Consider the following 18971-nt stretch of genomic DNA (forward strand, 5'->3'; position numbering starts at 1 on the left):
GGCTCTTCTATTTGGCAAGGTGTTGATCTAAGACAAGCTTGCGTGGCTCGCCGCCCCCACAGTCGGAACTGCCGAACCGGCACAAAAGACCAAGGAAAAGCCACATGAAACGGACCCTGCCCCCAGGCGCCATCGCCGCCGCCATCTGCATCCTCGCCGCGGCTTTGTCCGTGCAGGCGCAGCCCGCTGCGCACCCGGCACATGCCGCTGCCGCATCCGGCGCCACGTCAAGTGCTGCGACACCCGCCGGGATCAAGCGTTACGAACTGCACACCAACATCGTCGACGGAAAAATGGTGTTCGTCGGCGACAAGGGACAGGTGAACCCGACCCTCACGGCCAACGCGGGCGACACGATCGAGATCGTGCTGGAAAGCGGGGAAGGCGCGGAGCACGACCTGGTGATCCCCGAACTGAACGTCGCCTCGCCGAAGTTCAACGGCAGTAGCGGCAAGGCTACGCTGCGCTTCAAGGTTCCGCGCTCCGGCACTTTCACCTATTACTGCTCCATCCCCGGCCACCGGCAGATCGGCATGGAAGGCCGGCTGCAAGTCAACGGCCCCGCCATCGCCCAAGGCGCCGCGCCGGCCGGCAGCGACTCCAGCCAGGCCGCGCTTGCGCTCTACACCCCGGCCCCCGTGCCGCAGCGCGCGGCCGATCCGTCCGCCATCAGCGTGGCCGCCAACCCGGCCGCGGTACCTCCCGCCACAGGGGCCCGGGCGCCCAGGACCCTGAAGTACCGCATGGAAACAGTCGAGCTGCCCGGCAAGCTCGACGACGGCACCAGCTTTACCTACTGGACTTTCAACCGCCAGGTGCCCGGCCCGATGCTGCGCGCCCGCGTAGGCGACACCATCGAGCTGACGCTGGCCAATGCCCGCGACAGCAAGATGATCCATTCGATCGACCTGCACGCGGTGACCGGCGGCCACGGCGGCGGCGAACACACGCAGGTCGCTCCGGGCCAGGAGAAGGCCTTCACCTTCAAGGCGCTCAACCCGGGCCTGTACGTGTACCACTGCGCCACGCCTTTGGTGCCGCAGCACATCGCGGCCGGCATGTACGGAATGATCCTGGTCGAGCCCGTGGACGGCTTGCCCAAGGTGGACCGCGAGTACTACGTGATGCAGGGCGAGATGTACACGGGCCGCCCGCACGGGGCCAAAGGGCACCAGGAGGCCGACCTCGAGAAGATGGCCAATGAGCTGCCCGACTACTACGTCTTCAACGGCGAAGTCGGCGCGCTGAACAAGACCCACAAGCTGCAGGCCAGGGTGGGTGAAACCGTGCGCATCTACTTCGGCGTCGGCGGCCCCAACAAGATATCGTCTTTCCACGTCATCGGCGAGATCTTCGACACCGTGTACAGCGAAGGCTCCTTCACGGGCATCAAGCACGACGTGCAGACCACGCTGGTGGCGCCCGGCGGCGCGACCATCGTCGAGATCAAGGTCCAGCACCCTGGAAGCTACCTGCTGGTGGACCACGCCTTGTCGCGCGCCGGCAAGGGCGCGGTGGGCGTGCTTGAAGTCAGCGGCGAGCCGGTTCCCGGCGTCTACAAGGCCGGCGTGCTGTAAGCACGTCCCCTCACCCTCGACCTAGGAGAATCCCATGGGCTCATACAAAAAACTCTGGTTCACGCTGATCGGCGTGCTGATCGTCACCTTCTCGCTGCTGGGCTACTACGGCACCGAGGTCTACCGCCAGGCGCCGCCTATCCCCGCGCAGGTGACGGCACCGGACGGCAAGGTCCTGTTCAACCGTGAGGGCATCCTCGACGGCCAGACGGCCTGGCAGTCGGTGGGCGGCATGCAGCTGGGCTCCATCTGGGGCCACGGTGCCTACCAGGCGCCGGACTGGACCGCCGACTGGCTGCACCGCGAACTGGGCGCGTGGCTGGAACTGGCCGCGCAGCAGCTGCACGGCAAGGCCTACGCCGCGCTCGACGGGCCGGCGCAAGCCGCGCTGCGCGAGCAGCTCAAGGCCGAGTACCGCGGCAACCGTGTCGACCAGGCGGAGGTGCTGAAGCTGTCGGAACGCCGCGTCCAGGCCCTCGCCCAGACCGCCGGGTACTACGACAAGTTGTTCTCCGACGCGCCCTCGCTCCAGAAAAGCCGCGAGCACTTCGCGATGAAGGAGAACACGCTGCCGAGCGCCGAGCGGCGCCGGCAGATGACGCAATTTTTCTTCTGGACCGCCTGGGCCGCCGCGACCGAGCGTCCCGGCCAGAAAGTCACCTACACCAACAACTGGCCCCACGAGCCGCTGATCGGCAACCGGCCGAGCAGCGAGAACATTGTCTGGTCGATCGCCAGCATCGTGGTGCTGCTGGCCGGCGTGGGGTTCCTGGTCTGGGCCTGGGCCTTCCTGCGCGACCATGACGAGCCACTGCCGGCACCCGCCGCGCGCGACCCCCTGACCACCTTTGCGCTCACGCCCTCGCAGCGAGGCCTGGGCAAGTACCTGTTCCTGGTCGTGGCATTGTTCATCTTTCAGGTGTTCGTCGGCGGGTTTACCGCGCATTACACCGTCGAAGGGCAACAGTTCTACGGCATCGACGTCTCGCAGTGGTTTCCGTATTCGCTGACCCGCACCTGGCACATCCAGGCCGCGTTGTTCTGGATCGCCACCGGCTTCCTGGCGGCGGGCCTGTTCCTCGCACCGCTGATCAACGGCGGCAAGGACCCGAAGTTCCAGAAGGCCGGCGTGGATGTGCTGTTCTGGGCGCTGGTCCTCGTCGTTGTGGGTTCCTTCACCGGCAATTACCTGGCGATCGCGCAGGTGATGCCGCCCGAATGGAATTTCTGGCTCGGGCACCAGGGCTACGAGTACGTGGACCTGGGACGCCTGTGGCAGATCGGCAAGTTCACCGGCATCCTGCTGTGGCTGGTGCTGATGCTGCGCGGCGTCGTCCCGGCGCTTCTGAAGAAAGGCGGCGACAAGAACCTGCTGGCGCTGCTCACCGCCTCGGTGGGCGCCATCGGCCTGTTCTACGGCGCAGGCCTTTTCTACGGCGAGCGCACCCACCTGTCGGTCATGGAGTACTGGCGCTGGTGGGTGGTCCACCTCTGGGTGGAAGGCTTCTTCGAGGTCTTCGCCACCACGGCACTGGCCTTCATCTTCTCCACGCTCGGCCTGGTCTCGATACGCATGGCCACCGCCGCGAGCCTGGCATCGGCGTCCCTGTTCATGCTGGGCGGCATTCCCGGAACCTTCCACCACATGTACTTCGCCGGCACCACCACGCCGGTGATGGCGGTCGGCGCGAGCTTCAGCGCCCTTGAGGTGGTGCCGCTGATCGTGCTGGGCCACGAAGCCTGGGAGAACTGGCGGCTCAAGGCGCGCGCCGCCTGGATGGAAAACCTCAAGTGGCCGATGATGTGCTTCGTCGCCGTCGCCTTCTGGAACATGCTGGGCGCCGGTGTCTTCGGCTTCATGATCAACCCGCCGATGTCTCTGTACTACATCCAGGGGCTGAACACCACGCCGGTGCATGCGCATGCCGCGCTGTTCGGGGTCTACGGATTCCTGGCGCTGGGCTTCACGCTGCTGGTGCTGCGCTACCTGCGCCCGGACTACCGGTTCAGCGCGCCGCTGATGAAAACCGCGTTCTGGGGCCTCAACGCCGGCCTGGTGCTGATGATCTTCACGAGCCTGCTGCCCATCGGGATCATCCAGTTCCACGCCAGCGTCAGCGAAGGCCTGTGGTATGCGCGCAGCGAGGAATTCATGCAGCAGCCCCTGCTGCAGAACCTGCGCTGGGTGCGCACCTTCGGCGACGTCGTGTTCATCGTCGGCGCGATGGCGATGGCGCTGCAGGTGGTGCTGGGCTTGCTAAACAAGGCGCCCAAGCTGCCGCAGCCCGAGCCGCGCCTGGGCGAAGCACGCGGTTGAGCATCCGCATCCGGTGGCCACGCGCTTGCAGGATTGCGCAAGGCCGGCAGCCGCACGGACGGCTGGCACGGGCCACGCATCACTTCACCGCGGCGCGGGCGGCTTCGGCCTTGCGTTTGGCTTCGTCGGCCTTGTGTTGCAAGTCCTGGGCTTCTTTCTCCGCGTCCTTGGCTTTGGCTTCCTTGTCGGATGCCGGGCTGCCGGCCAGCGCATTGCCGGCGAGAGTGCCGGCAGCCGCGCCCACGGCGACCGCACCCATGGTGCCCATCAAGCCAGGCCCGCGGGCAGCGGGGGCGGCCGCGGCGGCCGGCGCTGCGGTGGTGGCGGGAACGGCGACGGGTGCCGGGGCCTTGGCCGCCACCGGAGCTGATGGGGCCGCTGGGGCATTGCCGGCCCGGGCGGCCGGCATCGATCGGCCCCCGCTGCCGATTCGTTTGGCGAATGCCAGCGAGGGAACGGTCATTGAAGCGATGGTCACGGCGATCACGGTAGCAGCGGTGCTGCGAAGAGAAGTGTTCATGGTGTTCCTGAAATAAAAATGGATGAGAAAGAGAGGGCTGCCTGGCTCAGTCGAATATTTCGCTGAGCCAGGACTTGGGCTTGCGCCTGCCATAACCGCTGTGGTGGCGGTAGTCCGAATCCTCGAAGTCGGGACGGCGGGCCGGTTGCTGGTAGGCCGGCTGCGGCGCGGGTGCGGCGGCCGTGTCGCGCGCGATGAGCTTGTCGAGCTCACCGCGGTCCAGCCATACGCCGCGGCATTGAGGGCAGTAGTCGATTTCGACGCCTTGGCGCTCCGTCATGACCAGGGTGACGTCGGTGCAATGAGGGCATTTCATAAGTTTCTCCTTGACCTTGAATTAGTCGTTGCTGCCGCCGAAGCCGAAGAGGCTCAGCAGGCTGGTGAAAAGATTGAACAGCGAGACAAAAAGGCTGACGGTGGCCAGCACGTAGTTGGTCTCACCGCCGTTCACGATGCGGCTGGTTTCGAACAGGATCATTCCCGCCGAAAGCAAGGCCACCACGGCCGACACGGCCAGCGCCAGCGCGGGCAGCTGCAGGAAGATCGCCGCCAGACCGGCAAGAATTGCGATCACCATGCCGGCGAACAGGAAGCCGCCCATAAAGCTGAAGTCGCGCCGTGTGGCCAACACCCAGCCGGACAAGGCCAGGAAGGTCACGCCCGTCGTGCCAAGCGCCAGCGTCATCGCCTGCGCGCCACTCGGCAGGGCCAGGTGCATGGCCAGCACAGGGCCCAGCGTATAGCCCATGAAGCCGGTGAGGGCAAAAACCGCCGGGACAGCCCAGCCGCTGTTCTGCACCTTGTGGATGAGGAACAGCAAGCCGAAATACCCGGCCAGCGTGATGATCAGCCCCGGGGCCGGCAGCTTGAAGACGACGCCCAGCGCGGCCATGGCGGCGCTGAACAGCAGCGTCATGGACAACAAGGCATAGGTGTTACGGAGCACCTTGTGCTTCGCGATGCCGGCGACCCAGCCGGAGCCGGCGGTTTGAGTTGGGAAAGCTAATGGTCGGTTCATGGTTTTCCTTTCGTGATGCAGACAATCTGCGAGGGGTCATTACAGAATAGGACTCTCATGCACAAAGAAAAAGCAGACAATTGTTGAATAACGATCCCGTGAAACCTGAAGATGAGCCTCGCATTCAACTACCGGCACCTGTACTATTTCTGGGTGGTTGCCAAGGAAGGCGGCATGTCGCACGCCGCGGCGCGGCTGGACATGGCGGTCCAGACCATCAGTGCGCAAGTGCGCGAACTGGAACGGGACCTGGGATGCCAGCTGCTCAAACCCGCCGGGCGGGGCCTGGCCCTGACCGAAGCCGGCGACCTGGCGCTGCGCCAGGCCGAGCAGATTTTTCAGTTGGGCGAAGCGCTACCCGAACTGGTGCGCAGCGCCGCCCAGGCGAAATCGGTCCGGCTGACGGTAGGCATTGCGGACGGCTTGCCGAAACTGGTGGTGCAGCGTCTGCTCCAGCCGGTGCTGGGCACACCCGACCTGCGGCTCGTCTGCCACGAAGGTGAAATGGCCGACCTCCTGGCCGACCTGGCCATGCACCGGCTGGATGTCGTGCTGTCCGACCACCCCGCACCGTCCAATCCGCACCTGAAGGTGCACAACCATTCACTGGGCATTTCGGGCATGGGCTGGTATGCGTCGCAGCATTGGTGGAAGCTTGCTCAAAAGGATTTCCCCGCGTCGCTGGGCAAGGTGCCCGTCCTGTTGCCCACTTCGCATTCCACCGTTCGCGGGCCGCTGGACCAGTGGCTGCTTCAACACGGGCTGCGCCCGCGCGTTGTCGGTGAGTTTGAGGACAGCGCGTTGCTGGAGACCTTCGGCGGCAGCGGCCTGGGCGTTTTCCCCGCGGCGCTGTCGGTACAGGATGACCTCCTGAGGCGGCACCAGGTCCGCTTGCTGGGTGCTTGCGAAGGCGTGAATGAGCACTACTACGCCATCAGCACCGAACGCAAGGTGAAGCACATCGTGGTCCAGCAATTGCTCAACCCACGTTGATCAAGCCTCCCAGCGCTCGCTGCGCCTCGTTCTCCAGCGCGATGGCATCGTCGAAATGGCGAAGGCCGATGTCGTTGAGGACCCGTTTGAAGCTGGCCGCAACCGCCGGTTGAAGCAACACCAGCCTGGCGCCGATTTGTTGGGACGCTAATTCGAGCTCCTGGTCGGGAAACACTTTCCAGACCAACCCCCAGGCCAGCGCCTGCACGGGTGAGAACTCCTCGCCCAGCAGCATCAGCGCCTTGGCGCGTGCAAGGCCTGCACAGGCGGGTAGCGTTGCGGTCAATCCACCGGTCACAAACACCCCGATGGAGGCCTCCGGCAGTTTGAAGCGGGTGCTTTCCCCCGCGACCACAATGTCCGCATTGAGCATCCACTCGAAGCCGGCGCCGACAGTCCAGCCATGAACCGAAGCAAGCACCGGCTTGGGCAGGGACACCAGCGCCTTGGACACAGCCTGCACCAATACCAAATCGTCTTCGGTGGGGGGCGCACCGACGTCTCTCCCCGCACAGAATGCCCGGCCCTTGCCTCGCAGCAGCAGCACCCGGACGGCATCGTCGCGCGAGGCCTGGTCAATGGCGGCAAGAAGCGCGCGGGCAAGCTCGTTGTCAATCGCATTGAGTTTGTCGGGGCGGTTCAAGGACACGGTCATGATGCCATCCGCGGACTCGACCAGCAGTTTGGGAGTTGTTGTCATGGATGTGATTCTGAACCCGGAAGCCATCAGCGAACGGACAAATTTCCGGCTCAAGGTTTTCTCCCAGGCCGTACACACACCGGCCGAAGGAGCGGCGGTTTTACCGCGCCGGCTTCAGGTCCGCAGGCCGGGTTCGGTCAAGGGGTCGGTCGATGGCCGCGGTTTAGGCTGCGCATAGCGCTCTACCGACAAGTCGTCGGCGCGGATCTCGGGTGCGCGGCCGCTCATGAGGTCGGCCAGCACGCGCGCAGAGCCGCAGGCCATGGTCCAGCCCAGCGTGCCGTGGCCGGTATTCAGGTACAGATTGGGCAGCGGCGTGCGGCCCACCAGCGGTGTGCCGTCCGGGGTCATGGGCCGCAGGCCGGTCCAGAAGGTAGCGGCCTCGGCATGGCCGGCGCCGGGGAACAGCTCGTTCAGGCACAGCTCCAGCGTTTCGCGGCGCCGCGGGTTCAGGCGCAGGTCAAAGCCGCGCAGCTCCGCCATGCCGCCCACGCGGATGCGGCGGTCAAAACGCGTGATGGCGATCTTGTAGCTCTCGTCCAGCACGGTCGACACCGGCGCGCGGTCCGCATCGGCAATGGGTACGGTGATCGAATAGCCCTTGACCGGATAGACGGGAATCTTCACCGCTTCGGCCAGCATGGCCGTGGAATACGAGCCCAGCGCCATCACATAGGCATCGGCCGTGAGCAGGCGGCCGCCCTGAAGTACGCCGGCCACGCGGCCCGCGCTCAGCTCCACGCGATCAATGGCCTCGCCAAAGGAGAAACGCACGCCCATGGACTGGGTCAGATGCCCCAGCCGGGTGGTGAACAAATGGCAATCCCCGGTTTCGTCGCCGGGGAGGCGCAGGCCGCCGGCCAGCGCTTCGGTGGCGATGGCCGGCTCCGCGCGCGCCAGGTCTTCCGGTCCGAGCAGTTCATAGGGCACACCCGCGGCGCGCAGCACGGCCACGTCCTTGCCGACGGCGTCGAGCTGCGCCTGGGTGCGGAACACCTGCAGCGTGCCGCCCTCGCGGCCTTCGTAGCGCAGGCCGGTGTCTTCGCGCAGCCGCGCCAGGCAGTCGCGGCTGTATTCGGCCAGCCGCAGCATGCGCTCCTTGTTCACCGCATAGCGCCGCGGGCTGCAGTTGCGCAGCATCTGCCACATCCAGCGCAGCTGGTCCATGCTGCCGTCCAGGCCGATGGCCAGCGGCGCATGCTTCTGGAACATCCAGCGCAGCGCCTTGAGCGGCACGCCGGGCGCGGCCCACGGCGCCGCGTAGCCCGGCGACACCTGGCCGGCGTTGGCGTAGCTGGTCTCCAACGCCGGGCCGGGCTGGCGGTCGACCACCGTCACCTCGTGGCCCGCGCGGGCCAGGTAATAGGCCGTGGTGGTGCCGATGACGCCGGCACCGAGGACCAGCACCTTCATGTCAAATTGCCTTGACAGACGTACTTGGTGTGCAGGTATTCGTCCAGGCCCCAGTGCGAGCCTTCGCGGCCGTAGCCCGATTCCTTGACGCCGCCGAAGGGTGCGGCCTGCGCAGCGATGGCGCCTTCGTTGATGCCGACCAGGCCGGTCTCCAGCGCGGAGGCGACGCGCCAGACGCGCTTGATGTTGTTGGAAAAGAAATAGCCGGCCAGGCCGAAAGGCGTGTCGTTCGCCTGCGCGATCACCTCGTCTTCGCTGCTGAACCGGAATATGGGCACCACCGGGCCGAATGTTTCCTCGCAGGACAGCTCCATGTCGGTCGTCGCGCCGGTCAGCACCGTGGGCGCGTAGTAGTTCGGGCCGTTGGCGACTTCCGTGCGCACGCGGCTTCCGCCCACCACCGCCTTCGCGCCTTTGGCCACGGCGTCGTTCACGTGGCGCTCGATCTTGTCCACCGCCCGCCCGTTAATCATGGGGCCGATCTCGGCCTCCGCCCAGCTGGCCGGGCCGACCCGCAAGGCGCCCACGCGGGCCGCCAGCTTGTCGACGAAGCGGTCATGCACGGCCTCGTGCGCGAACACGCGATTCGGGCTGACGCAGGTCTGGCCGCCGTTGCGGAACTTGGCGGCCATCAGGCCCTCGACAGCGGCGTCCAGGTCCGCATCCTCGAACACGATGAAGGGTGCGTTGCCGCCGAGCTCAAGCGACAGCTTCTTGACCGTGCCGGCCGACTCGCGCGCGAGCACCTTGCCGACGGCCGTGCTGCCAGTAAAACTGACCTTGCGCACGCGGCCGTCGCGCAGCCACTCGCCCACCACTTCCGGCGTGCGCTCGCGCGAGGCGGGCACGATGTTCAGCACGCCGGCGGGCACGCCCGCTTCCTCGGCCAGCTTCACGAGGGCCAGAGACGTGAGGGGCGTGTCTTCAGCGGGCTTGGCCACCACCGTGCAGCCAGCCGCCAGCGCGGGGGCGATCTTGCGCGCGATCATTGCCGCGGGAAAATTCCAGGGCGTGACCACGGCGACGACGCCGACGGCCTCCCGCAGCACTAGAAAGCGCTTGCTGGACACCGGCGCGGCGATGATCTCGCCGTGGGCGCGCACGCCCTCTTCGGCAAACCACTCCACATAGCCGGCGCTGTAGGCGATTTCGCCGCGCGACTCCGCGAGCGGCTTGCCCTGCTCGCGTGAAATCAGTTCGGCCAGCGGCTCCACGTCGCGCTCGATCAGCGCCTGCCATTTTTTGAGGATCAGGCAGCGCTCGCGCGGCGGGCGTGCCTTCCAGGCGGGCAGCGCCTGCGCCGCCGCGTCGGCGGCCAGCCGCGCGTCCGCCGCGCCGCCGTCGGCCGCCAGGGTGATCAGGCTGTCGTCGGCGGGATTGCGCACCTCGAATTGGCGGCCGTCCTGGGCCGCCTGCCAGCGGCCCGCGATGTAGTTCAGTGTTTGCATGTCAGTTCAATCAAGTTCAGTTCAGAAAAAATTCACGCTGGCGCCCAGGCGCCGATCTCCAGGCGCGCGCGGCGCTCACGGGACCGGGCCTTAGGGATCAGGCCGTGCACTCGCGCGGTTGCACCTGGGTCTGCTGCAGCTTCAGCAATTCGTCGGCGCTGCGGTGGCAGAAGACTTCCACGCCGCCTTCGAGCTCATGCCGCGGCGGCGTCTTGCTGTCGCACAGGCCGGCCACACGCAGGGGGCAACGGTCCAGGAAGCTGCAGATGCCCGCGCGGTCGACGGGCGCCTGCACCAGCGGCAGGGCCGCGCGCTGCGCCGCCCCGACCTCGTCCAGCCATCCCGGGCGCAATTCCGGAACGGAGTTGGCCAGCAGGTGGAAGTAGGGATGGCGCGGCGCATGCGCGAAAGCCGACCGGGTCAGCGACTCCACCTTCTGGCCGGCGTACAGCACCACGATCTCGTCGCACACCGCGCGCACGGTGTTCATGTCGTGGCTGATGAACATGTAGGACACCCCGAGTTCCTTGCGCAGCTGCGCCAGCAGGTCCAGGATGGCAGCGCCCACCACCGTGTCCAGCGCGGAGGTGACTTCGTCGCACAGGATCAGGTCGGGGTCGGCGGCCAGCGCGCGCGCCAGGTTGACGCGCTGCTTCTGCCCGCCGGAGAGCCCGGCAGGCAGGCGCCGGGCGCAGGCCTGCGGCAGTTGCACGAGGTCGAGCAACTGCGCGATGCGCTTGTCCAGCGCCTCGCCTTTCAGGCCGCGGTACAGCTGCAGCGGCCGCGCGAGGATGTCGGAGATGGTGTGCGAAGGATTGAGCGCCGTGTCCGCCATCTGGAACACGATCTGGATACGGCGCAGTTCCTCGGGCGAACGCTGCGACACCAGGCGCGGCAGCGGCTTTCCGTCGAACATGATCTGGCCGCCGGCGGGGCCTATCAGGCCGGCGACGGCGCGGGCCAGCGTGGTCTTGCCGGAGCCGGACTCGCCGATGACGCCGATCGCCTGGCCGCGGTACAGGGTCAGGCTCACATCGTCGAGCACCGGCGAGGCGGGCCGGCCGTGCTTGTCCAGGGGCCCATAGCCGGCGACCAGGTTGCGCACCTGAAGCAACGGCGTGGCGCCCTCGGCCACCGTCTCGCCGCTGCGCGCCTTGGGATTCGCCGCGGCGATCAGGCTACGCGTGTAGTCGTCCTTCGGCGTGTTGATGATCTGCGCCGTGGTGCCGATCTCGCGCTCGGCGCCGTCGCGCAGCACCAGGATGCGGCCGGCCATCTGGGCCACCACCGCCAGGTCGTGCGTGACGTAGACCGCCGTGGTCTGGCGCTCGCGCACCACGCGGCGGAAGGCGTGCAGCACCTCGATCTGGGTGGTGACGTCCAGCGCCGTGGTGGGCTCGTCGAAGATCACCAGGTCCGGGTCGCTCATCAGCGCCATCGCGGCCATCAGGCGCTGCAGCTGCCCGCCCGAGACCTGGTGCGGATAACGCTGGCCGATGCTGTCGGGCTGCGGCAACGCCAGCTCGCGGAACAGCGTCACGGCTTTTTTCTCGGCCTCTGCGCGCGGCATCAGCGAATGGATGTGGGCGGTTTCCACCACCTGGTCCATGATGGTGCGCGACGGGTTGAAGGAAGCGGCGGCGCTCTGCGCGATGTAAGAGACGCGGCGGCCGCGCAGGCGGCGCCGTTCGGATTCAGACAGGCCCAGCACATCGGTGTCGCCGATGCGCACGCTGCCGCCGGCGATGCGGCAGCCGTGCCGCGCATAGCCCATGAGCGCCAGGCCTATGGTGGTCTTGCCGGAGCCGGATTCGCCGATCAGCGCCAGCACCTCGCCGGGCTCGATGCGGAAGGAAACGCCTTTGACGATCTCGGTTTCGCCGCCGGCGGCCTGCGCCACAACGCGCAAGTCATTCACGAGGACAGTGGCACCCATTAATGTTTCTCCCGGTCTGCGTCGGTATGTCCCGGCAGGTTGTCGATCACCAGGTTGACCGCGATGGTCAGCACGGCGATCGCGAAGGCCGGGGCGAGCACGGAGACACCGCCCACCGGCAAGGCACCGAGGTTCTCGCGCACCAGGGAACCCCAGTCGGCCATCGGCGGCTGCACACCCAGGCCCAGGAAGCTCAGGCTCGCCAGCAGGCGCAGGGCGTAGACGAAGCGCAGGCCCATGTCGGCCAGCAGCGGGCCGGTGATGTTGGGAAGGATCTCACGGCGCATGATGTAGGCCCGGCGTTCGCCGCGGGCACGCGCCACCAGCACGTAGTCCATGGCGTTGATGTTCACGGCCAGCGATCGGATGATGCGGTAGGCGCCCGGCGCGTAGACGACGGCCGTCACCGCGATCAGCAGCGGGACCGAGGAGCCAAAACCGGCGATCACCACCAGCGCGAACATCTTGCTCGGGATGGACACCAGCGTGTCCAGCACGCGGCTGAGCACCGCGTCGACCGCGCCGCCCGCCACGGCGGCCAGCAGGCCGAGCACCGCCCCCACGCCGCAGGCGATCAGCGTGGCGACAAAGGCCACACCGATGGTGTAGGGTGTGCCGACAACGATGCGCGTGAGCATGTCGCGGCCCAGGTAGTCGGTGCCCAGCCAGTGCTGCGCGCTCATGCCCTGGAACACGCCGGCGTCGGACATTTCGCCCAGCGCGCTGTCTGGCACGAAGCAGGCGAAGATCCCCACGGCCACCCAGAACGCCAATACGGCCAGCCCGAGTTTGCCGGCACGCGACCAGCCCGCGAGCCAGGCGCGGCGCCGGGTGGCGGCCGCCGAAGGAACAAGTGTTGCAATATTCATAGGAAAACCTTCGCGCTGCGCGCTGCGGTGCTCATTGATGCCTCAATCGCGGGTTGGAGACGATGCCGCACACGTCGGCGAGCATCACCAGGACCAGGTAGGCCGAGCAGAAGATCATGGCGCAGGCCTGCACCAGCGGCATGTCCCGCTGCGCGACGCCGTCCACCATGAGCTTGGCGATGCCCGGGTAATTGAAAATCACCTCGACGATGATCACGCCGCCCAGCAGGTAAGACAGGCTCAGCGCCACCGCGTTGGCGATGGGGCCGATGGCGTTGGGCAGCGCGTGGAACAGCACGGTGCGCGCGGCGCTCGCGCCTTTGAGCCGCACCATCTCGATATAGGCCGCGGCCAGCTGGTCGATGACGGCCGCGCGCGTCATGCGCAGCATCTGGGCCACGATCACGCTGCCCAGGCTGAGCACCGGCAACGCGAAGGAGCGCAGCATCTCGCCCGGCGACGAAACGTCGACCGCGTACGAGAGCGCGGGCAGCCATTTCAGCTGCACCGCGAACACCAGCACGGCCAGCGTGGCCACCAGGAATTCCGGCACCGACACGACGGCCACCGTCGCCATGCTGGTGAAACGGTCGAAAGCCGAGCCGCGCCGCAAGGCGCACAAAATGCCCAGGCCGAGGGCCAGCGGGACGGAAAACACCGTCGTCACCGCTGCCAGCTGCAGCGAAGCCGGCAGGCGGCTGGCGACGGCCTCACCCACAGGCATGCCGGTGACCACGGACTTGCCCATGTCGCCCTTGGCCATGCCGCCCAGCCAGTCGAAGTAGCGCAGCATCGCGCTGCGGTCCAGTCCCATCTCCTTGCGCAGCGCCGCCACCGCCTGGGGCGTGGCGTCCTGCCCCAGCGTCTCTTCGGCCGCGTCGCCGGGCAGCACGGAGGTGATGGCGAACACCACCGCCGACACCGCCAGCAGCGAGCCCAGGCCCGCGAGGATGCGGCCGCCGACCAATCGCAAGATCGTCATGTTCATACGAGGCTCTTCCATCCAAGTGCCCGCGCGGAACCGGCTTTGCCGGGCCGCAGAGGGCGCCCCCTCGAGGGGGAAGCGCCGAAGGCGCTACGGGGGGGAGTCACGCTTCTATCCAGACGTGTTCGGCGAAGCTCGAGCCCATCATCCCGCCCAGCGGGATGGGGCTGAGGCCCTTGAGCTTCTTGCTGTGGCCGTCCAGGCTGGAGAGGAACATCGGAATGCCGATGCCGCCTTCGTTGTGGATCATGACCTGCATGTCGGCGTACATCTGGGCGCGCTTGGCCTGGTCGGTTTCGCCGCGCGCGGCCACCAGCAACTGGTCGAACTTCTCGTTCTTCCAGCCGGACTCGTTGGTGGGGGAGTCGGACTTGAAGAACAGGGTCAGGGCCAGGTCGGCCGTGGGGCGCGTGTTGATGTTGCCGAAATTGACCGGGTGCTTCATCCAGTGCTGCGACCAGTAGCCGTCGGCCGGCATGTTGCGCACGTCCAGGTTCAGGCCGGCCTGCCGCGCCGCATGCTGCAGCACCAGAGCCATCTCCACCGAGCTGGTGGCGGCCGTCGAGGCCACCACGGGGATCGTGGCGCTGCCCAGATTGGCCTTTTTCAAGTGCCACTTCGCCTTCTCGGGATCGTAGGGGCGCTGCTTCAGGCCTTTGAAGAAGAAGCGGTTGCCCGGATCGATGGGCTGATCGTTTGCCACGACGCCACGGCCCAGCTGGATGGACTTGAGCATCTGCTCGCGGTTGAACAGCAGCTTCATGGCCTGCACGAAGTCCGGGTTGCTGCCCGGGCCGCTGTCGCGCCGCATGATCAGATCGGTATACGAAACGCCCTTGGTCTCGAAGATGGCTGCCTTGCCGCTGGCGTTGACGCGGTCGATCGAGCGCGGGTTGACCCGGCCGATCAGATCAAGTTCACCCGCCAGCAGCGCGTTCACGCGCGCCGTTTCGTCGCTGATGCCCACGTGCTCGATCTCGTCCAGGTAAGGCCGGTTGGACTTCCAGTAGTTGTCGTTGCGCACGGCGATCGCGCGCACGCCGGGTTTGAACTCCTTGACCTTGTACGGCCCCGTGCCGATGCCCGCGTTGAAGTCGGTCGTGCCATCCTTGACGATGTGGAAGTGGTAGGTGCCCAGGATGGCCGGCAGGTCGGCGTTGGGGGCCACCAGGCGGATGGTGACTTCATTGGGGCCGGTGGCCGTCACGTCCTCGATCTGGTCAGCCAGTACCTTGGCCTTGGAGCCGATGGCCGGGTTCTTGTGGCGCATGATGGAGAACACCACGTCGGCCGGCGTGAGCGGCTTCCCGTCGTGGAAGGTCACGCCCTTGCGCAGCTTGAATATCCAGGTCTTGGCGTCCTTGGTGCTGAACTCCTCGGCCAGCTGGGGCTGCGGTGTCAGGCTCGCGTCCAGGTAGGTCAATCCGTTGTAGAACATGAAGCCGCGGGAATAGTCGGTGCCGTTGCCCTGCTTGGCCGGGTCCAGGGTGTCGCTCACCCCGGAAGTGGCTTCGGCGACCCTGATGCGGCCGCCCTTGCGCGGCGTTGGCGTTTGCGCCTGTGCATTCGCGGCAAAGCCCGCGATGCTGCCGGCCAGGGCCGCCTGCATGCCGCCGGCCGTCAACATGGCCAATACATCGCGCCGGCTCGCGCCGCGTTGCAACGCACCCAGGATGCGTGTGCTCTCTTCGGGGCCGATCAGGCCGTCCAGCTGCTTGTTATCTGCCATGGTTTTCTCCTAGTCATCTCGTGGGTGGGGTAAAGGCATTGGAGCACCTGCCGACCGGGGATATACCTCGATCACGCCGGGGCGCTTGGTTAAAACTGCGGTTTTGCGGATAGCCGGCGGCATGGTGTGCGGCGCGCCCCCGACGGCTTGTGCTGCCCTGCCGGGGCCGCCCGCCCTTGCGATGCCGCGGCGCATACAGGCCCATCCGGCGCATGGGGAAACCAGTCAGGGTGCCGCGGCAATCGAAGCCGATGGACTCCGGGCGAAGGGTCATGAAAGCGTCCTCCTTGAAAGGTGGTGCAAAGCCTGTGCCGGTTCACCGGCGCCATGCAATGAATGCTATTGAACCATCGCCGCAGATGCTGCGGTTGTGCGCCGCTTGCGCACCGTTCATGCCGAATGCCCACGCTTAAACGGCAGATCAATTCCGGTCAAGGGCGTACCATGACTTCGATTCTTTTGAGAGGGCAAGCATGGAATATGACGACACAATGCGCGGGTTGCGCAAAGGCAATTTCACCGCGGGGCAGCGCGGAATCCGCCGCACCGCCGCGAAGGGCAAACGCCCATGAACGTCTCCCTTGTTGAGCAGCTCAAAGCCGCCGGCCGGCTGGATCGCCTGTTCATAGACGGTGAGTGGGTCCTGCCCGCGGGGCAAGCCCGGGCCAGCGTCATCAACCCGTCGACCGAAGAACCCATCGCGCGGATCGCCTTGGGAACCGCACAAGATGTCGGGGTGGCTGTGGCCGCCGCTCGCAGCGCCTTCGCGACCTGGTCTGTCAGTTCTCCCGAGAGCCGGGCCTTGCTGCTCGGCCGCATCCATGCCCTGATCCTCGAGCGGGCCGAACTCTTCGCCCAGGCGATCTCGCTGGAGATGGGCGCCGCCATCGGGTTTGCGCGCAGCACACAGGTGCCGGTCGCGGCCGAACACATCCGCGTGGCCCGGGACAACCTGGCCGGCTATCCCTTTCTCTCCCACCGAGGCGACGTGACTATCCAGCGCGAAGCCATCGGCGTGTGCGGCCTGATCACCCCCTGGAACTGGCCGCTCTACCAGATCACCGCCAAGGTCGGCCCCGCCCTGGCAGCCGGATGCACCGTCGTCCTGAAACCCAGCGAGCTGTCGCCCCTGAGCGCCTTGCTGTTTGCCGAGGTGGTGCAAGACGCCGGCATCCCGCCGGGCGTGTTCAACCTGGTGAGCGGCAATGGGCCCGAAGTCGGCGCTGCGCTGTCGGCACATCCGGACGTGGACATGATCTCGATCACCGGCTCAACCCGGGCCGGCGTGCTGGTGGCCCAGGCGGCGGCCCCGACGGTCAAACGCGTGGCCCAGGAACTCGGCGGCAAATCGCCCAACGTGATCCTGCCGGACGCGGACCTGGTGCGCGCCGTGCCCGCCGGCGTGGGGGCAGCATTTCGCAATGTCGGCCAATCGTGTAGCGCACCGACCCGCATGATCGTGCCGCGCGAGCGCCTCGAGGAAGTTGAACGGATCGCGCTGGAAGCGGCCTTGAGCTTTGTTGTGGGCGACCCGCGCTCGCCGCAGACCACGCACGGCCCGGTGGCCAACCGCGCGCAGTTCAACCGGGTGCAGGAAATGATTGGCATCGGGATTGCCGAGGGCGCGCGCCTCGTCTGCGGCGGCCCGGGCCGGCCTGAGGGCCTGGAGCGCGGCTTCTATTGCCGCCCGACCATCTTCTCTTCGGCTCACTCCCAAATGCAGATCGCGCAGGAAGAAATCTTCGGGCCGGTGCTGGTGATCATCGCCTATGACAGCGTGGACGAGGCGGTGGAGATCGCCAACGACACGGTCTACGGCCTGGGCGCGCACGTGCAGGGCCAGGACCTGGCCGCGGCGCGGGCGGTGGCGGCGCGCATCCGGTCCGGGCAGGTGCACATCAACTACCCGGCCTGGAGCCCCCATGCCCCCTTCGGCGGCTACAAGCGCTCGGGCAACGGCCGCGAATACGGCATCGAAGGCCTTGAGGAATACCTGGAGACCAAGGCGATCCTGGGCTTCGGGCAGGAGGAGACAGCATGAGCGCGGCCTTGGTACAAAAAATGCAGACACCCAGCAACGACCAGAATCCATCCATGTCCCAGCCCCAGCCCCTGCGCCTCCTCGAGACTTCCAGCACCCCGCCGGCCAGCGCCGACGTCGTCGTGATCGGCGGCGGGATCATCGGCGTCTTCACTGCTTACTACCTGGCCAAGCGCGGGCTGTCGGTCGCCCTGGTCGAAAAAGGCCACATCGGCGCCGAGCAATCGAGCCGCAACTGGGGCTGGTGCCGCCAGCAGAACCGCGACGCGCGCGAACTGCCCATGGCCACCCGAAGCCTCGAACTCTGGGACCAGTTTGCCGCCGACAGCGGCGAAGACACGGGCTTCACGCGCTGCGGCTTGCTGTACCTCAGTGATGACGAGGCCCAGATTGCCGGCTGGGCCAAGTGGCGCGAATTCGCGACGACCGCCGGCGTGACCACACACATGCTGAGCGGCCGCGAGGCTTCGGAGCGTGGCCAGGCGACCGGCCGCGCTTGGAAAGGCGGCGTCTTCTCACCCAGCGACGGGACGGCCGACCCGGCCAAGGCGGCGCCCGCGGTGGCTGCCGCGCTCATGAAGCTCGGCGGCAGCGTCCACCAGAACTGCGCCGCGCGCGGCATCGAGATGGAGGGCGGCCGGCTCAGCGGCGTCGTGACCGAAGCGGGGACCATCAAGACCAGGACGGCCGTGCTAGCGGGCGGTGCGTGGGCGTCCTCGTTCTGCAACCAGCTCGGCGTGCAATTTCCGCTCGCCACGATACGCCAATCCATCGTGCGCCTGTCGCCGGTGGCGCAGCAACTGCCGGCCGCGCTGACCAGCCCGCGCGTCGCCGTCACCCGGCGCCCCGACGGCCACTACGTCCTGGCCATCAGCGGCCGTGGGCGCGCCGACCCCACGCCGCAGCTGCTGCGCTTTGCGCCGCAGTTCATCCCGATGTTCGCCAAGCGCTGGCGCAACGTGTTTCCCGGCGGCCTGGAAGGCATACGCTGGGGCCACGAAACCCGTGCGCGATGGAAGCTGGACGCCCCCACCCCGATGGAACGGGCGCGTATCCTCAACCCGACGCCCGACCCCGCCGGTGTCCGCGAAATCCACCGCCGTGCCGTCGACCTGTTGCCCGTGCTGCGCGAAGCCCGCATCGCCAACACCTGGGCGGGCTACATCGACAGCACACCCGACGGCGTGCCGGGCATCGGGGAACTGCCGCAAGTGCCCGGCCTCATCCTGGCCGCGGGTTTTTCGGGACATGGTTTCGGCATCGGCCCCGGCGCGGGCCACCTGATCGCCGACATCGTGTCGGGGGCCCAACCGATCTTCGATCCGAAGCCTTTTGACCCCGCCCGGTTCAAGGAGTCGATGTGGGGCAAAGTGGCTGATTTCTAGGCTTGCCGCGCGAGGCCGTGCGGATCACGGCCTCGTCAAG

The 18971-nt window shown here is 67.1% G+C and carries 15 protein-coding genes; 5 read left to right on the forward strand and 10 right to left on the reverse strand.

Annotated elements, in window-relative coordinates; all coding sequences use genetic code 11:
• Positions 1-104: 104 nt before the first annotated feature.
• Both nirK and AC1D1Y_RS07980 read left to right on the forward strand, forming a co-directional pair.
• Positions 105-1577: a copper-containing nitrite reductase gene (nirK, locus tag AC1D1Y_RS07975; protein WP_477681867.1), complete on the forward strand. Its 1473-nt coding sequence runs from the start codon at positions 105-107 to the stop codon at positions 1575-1577.
• Between the two features lie 34 nt (positions 1578-1611).
• On the forward strand, positions 1612-3894 hold the full coding sequence (locus AC1D1Y_RS07980; protein WP_477681868.1) for a nitric-oxide reductase large subunit: 2283 nt from the start codon (positions 1612-1614) through the stop codon (positions 3892-3894).
• Between the two features lie 79 nt (positions 3895-3973).
• On the opposite strand, the gene AC1D1Y_RS07985 is transcribed toward AC1D1Y_RS07980, so the two are convergent.
• Genes AC1D1Y_RS07985 through AC1D1Y_RS07995 form a run of 3 tightly spaced genes read right to left on the reverse strand, consistent with a single transcriptional unit; the run spans position 3974 to position 5432 of the window.
• The gene (locus AC1D1Y_RS07985; RefSeq protein ID WP_477681869.1) at positions 3974-4414 is read right to left on the reverse strand and encodes an ABC transporter substrate-binding protein; all 441 of its coding nucleotides are present in this window, start codon (positions 4412-4414) and stop codon (positions 3974-3976) included.
• Positions 4415-4460: 46 nt separating this feature from the next.
• Positions 4461-4730: a TFIIB-type zinc ribbon-containing protein gene (locus AC1D1Y_RS07990; protein WP_477681870.1), complete on the reverse strand. Its 270-nt coding sequence runs from the start codon at positions 4728-4730 to the stop codon at positions 4461-4463.
• A gap of 21 nt (positions 4731-4751) precedes the next feature.
• Positions 4752-5432: a Bax inhibitor-1/YccA family protein gene (locus AC1D1Y_RS07995; RefSeq protein ID WP_477681871.1), complete on the reverse strand. Its 681-nt coding sequence runs from the start codon at positions 5430-5432 to the stop codon at positions 4752-4754.
• Positions 5433-5543: 111 nt separating this feature from the next.
• Between AC1D1Y_RS07995 and AC1D1Y_RS08000 the strand changes: the two genes are divergently transcribed.
• Complete coding sequence (locus AC1D1Y_RS08000; RefSeq protein ID WP_477681872.1) at positions 5544-6425, forward strand: LysR family transcriptional regulator; 882 nt, start codon at positions 5544-5546, stop codon at positions 6423-6425.
• Here the strand turns inward: AC1D1Y_RS08000 and AC1D1Y_RS08005 are convergent.
• The 7 genes from AC1D1Y_RS08005 to AC1D1Y_RS08035 all read right to left on the reverse strand — a co-directional run bounded on the left by AC1D1Y_RS08005 (position 6412) and on the right by AC1D1Y_RS08035 (position 15505).
• On the reverse strand, positions 6412-7179 hold the full coding sequence (locus AC1D1Y_RS08005) for an enoyl-CoA hydratase/isomerase family protein (protein ID WP_477681873.1): 768 nt from the start codon (positions 7177-7179) through the stop codon (positions 6412-6414). The two genes, AC1D1Y_RS08000 and AC1D1Y_RS08005, sit on opposite strands and share 14 nt — an antisense overlap.
• Before the next feature lie 60 nt (positions 7180-7239).
• Entirely contained in the window at positions 7240-8538 is a 1299-nt protein-coding gene (locus AC1D1Y_RS08010; protein WP_477681874.1) for a D-amino acid dehydrogenase, read from the reverse strand.
• Positions 8535-9986, reverse strand: a complete 1452-nt coding sequence (locus AC1D1Y_RS08015; protein ID WP_477656077.1) for an NAD-dependent succinate-semialdehyde dehydrogenase — start codon at positions 9984-9986, stop codon at positions 8535-8537. The genes AC1D1Y_RS08010 and AC1D1Y_RS08015 overlap by 4 nt, the downstream gene beginning before the upstream one ends.
• Before the next feature lie 97 nt (positions 9987-10083).
• Entirely contained in the window at positions 10084-11922 is a 1839-nt protein-coding gene (locus AC1D1Y_RS08020) for an ABC transporter ATP-binding protein (RefSeq protein ID WP_477681875.1), read from the reverse strand.
• Positions 11922-12791: an ABC transporter permease gene (locus tag AC1D1Y_RS08025; protein ID WP_477656079.1), complete on the reverse strand. Its 870-nt coding sequence runs from the start codon at positions 12789-12791 to the stop codon at positions 11922-11924. The genes AC1D1Y_RS08020 and AC1D1Y_RS08025 overlap by 1 nt, the downstream gene beginning before the upstream one ends.
• A gap of 31 nt (positions 12792-12822) precedes the next feature.
• Entirely contained in the window at positions 12823-13779 is a 957-nt protein-coding gene (locus AC1D1Y_RS08030; protein WP_477681876.1) for an ABC transporter permease, read from the reverse strand.
• A gap of 100 nt (positions 13780-13879) precedes the next feature.
• Positions 13880-15505, reverse strand: coding sequence for an ABC transporter substrate-binding protein (locus AC1D1Y_RS08035; RefSeq protein WP_477681877.1), 1626 nt, complete (start codon positions 15503-15505; stop codon positions 13880-13882).
• A gap of 568 nt (positions 15506-16073) precedes the next feature.
• Here AC1D1Y_RS08035 and AC1D1Y_RS08040 point away from each other — a divergent pair.
• Positions 16074-17546: an aldehyde dehydrogenase family protein gene (locus AC1D1Y_RS08040; protein ID WP_477681878.1), complete on the forward strand. Its 1473-nt coding sequence runs from the start codon at positions 16074-16076 to the stop codon at positions 17544-17546.
• Between the two features lie 53 nt (positions 17547-17599).
• Positions 17600-18931: an NAD(P)/FAD-dependent oxidoreductase gene (locus tag AC1D1Y_RS08045; RefSeq protein WP_477681930.1), complete on the forward strand. Its 1332-nt coding sequence runs from the start codon at positions 17600-17602 to the stop codon at positions 18929-18931.
• The last annotated feature ends 40 nt before the right edge of the window (positions 18932-18971 follow it).

This window comes from Polaromonas sp. P1_G1 (assembly GCF_056405595.1).

Excerpts from the sequence above, each read along its gene's own strand:
- nirK (WP_477681867.1), top strand. The coding sequence starts at position 105 with ATGAAACGGACCCTGCCCCCAGGCGCCATCGCCGCCGCCATCTGCATC.
- AC1D1Y_RS07980 (WP_477681868.1), top strand. The coding sequence starts at position 1,612 with ATGGGCTCATACAAAAAACTCTGGTTCACGCTGATCGGCGTGCTGATC.
- AC1D1Y_RS07990 (WP_477681870.1), bottom strand. The coding sequence starts at position 4,730 with ATGAAATGCCCTCATTGCACCGACGTCACCCTGGTCATGACGGAGCGC.
- AC1D1Y_RS08030 (WP_477681876.1), bottom strand. The coding sequence starts at position 13,779 with ATGAACATGACGATCTTGCGATTGGTCGGCGGCCGCATCCTCGCGGGC.
- AC1D1Y_RS08000 (WP_477681872.1), top strand. The coding sequence starts at position 5,544 with ATGAGCCTCGCATTCAACTACCGGCACCTGTACTATTTCTGGGTGGTT.
- AC1D1Y_RS08025 (WP_477656079.1), bottom strand. The coding sequence starts at position 12,791 with ATGAATATTGCAACACTTGTTCCTTCGGCGGCCGCCACCCGGCGCCGC.
- AC1D1Y_RS08035 (WP_477681877.1), bottom strand. The coding sequence starts at position 15,505 with ATGGCAGATAACAAGCAGCTGGACGGCCTGATCGGCCCCGAAGAGAGC.
- AC1D1Y_RS07995 (WP_477681871.1), bottom strand. The coding sequence starts at position 5,432 with ATGAACCGACCATTAGCTTTCCCAACTCAAACCGCCGGCTCCGGCTGG.
- AC1D1Y_RS07985 (WP_477681869.1), bottom strand. The coding sequence starts at position 4,414 with ATGAACACTTCTCTTCGCAGCACCGCTGCTACCGTGATCGCCGTGACC.
- AC1D1Y_RS08040 (WP_477681878.1), top strand. The coding sequence starts at position 16,074 with ATGAACGTCTCCCTTGTTGAGCAGCTCAAAGCCGCCGGCCGGCTGGAT.
- AC1D1Y_RS08015 (WP_477656077.1), bottom strand. The coding sequence starts at position 9,986 with ATGCAAACACTGAACTACATCGCGGGCCGCTGGCAGGCGGCCCAGGAC.
- AC1D1Y_RS08010 (WP_477681874.1), bottom strand. The coding sequence starts at position 8,538 with ATGAAGGTGCTGGTCCTCGGTGCCGGCGTCATCGGCACCACCACGGCC.
- AC1D1Y_RS08045 (WP_477681930.1), top strand. The coding sequence starts at position 17,600 with ATGTCCCAGCCCCAGCCCCTGCGCCTCCTCGAGACTTCCAGCACCCCG.
- AC1D1Y_RS08020 (WP_477681875.1), bottom strand. The coding sequence starts at position 11,922 with ATGGGTGCCACTGTCCTCGTGAATGACTTGCGCGTTGTGGCGCAGGCC.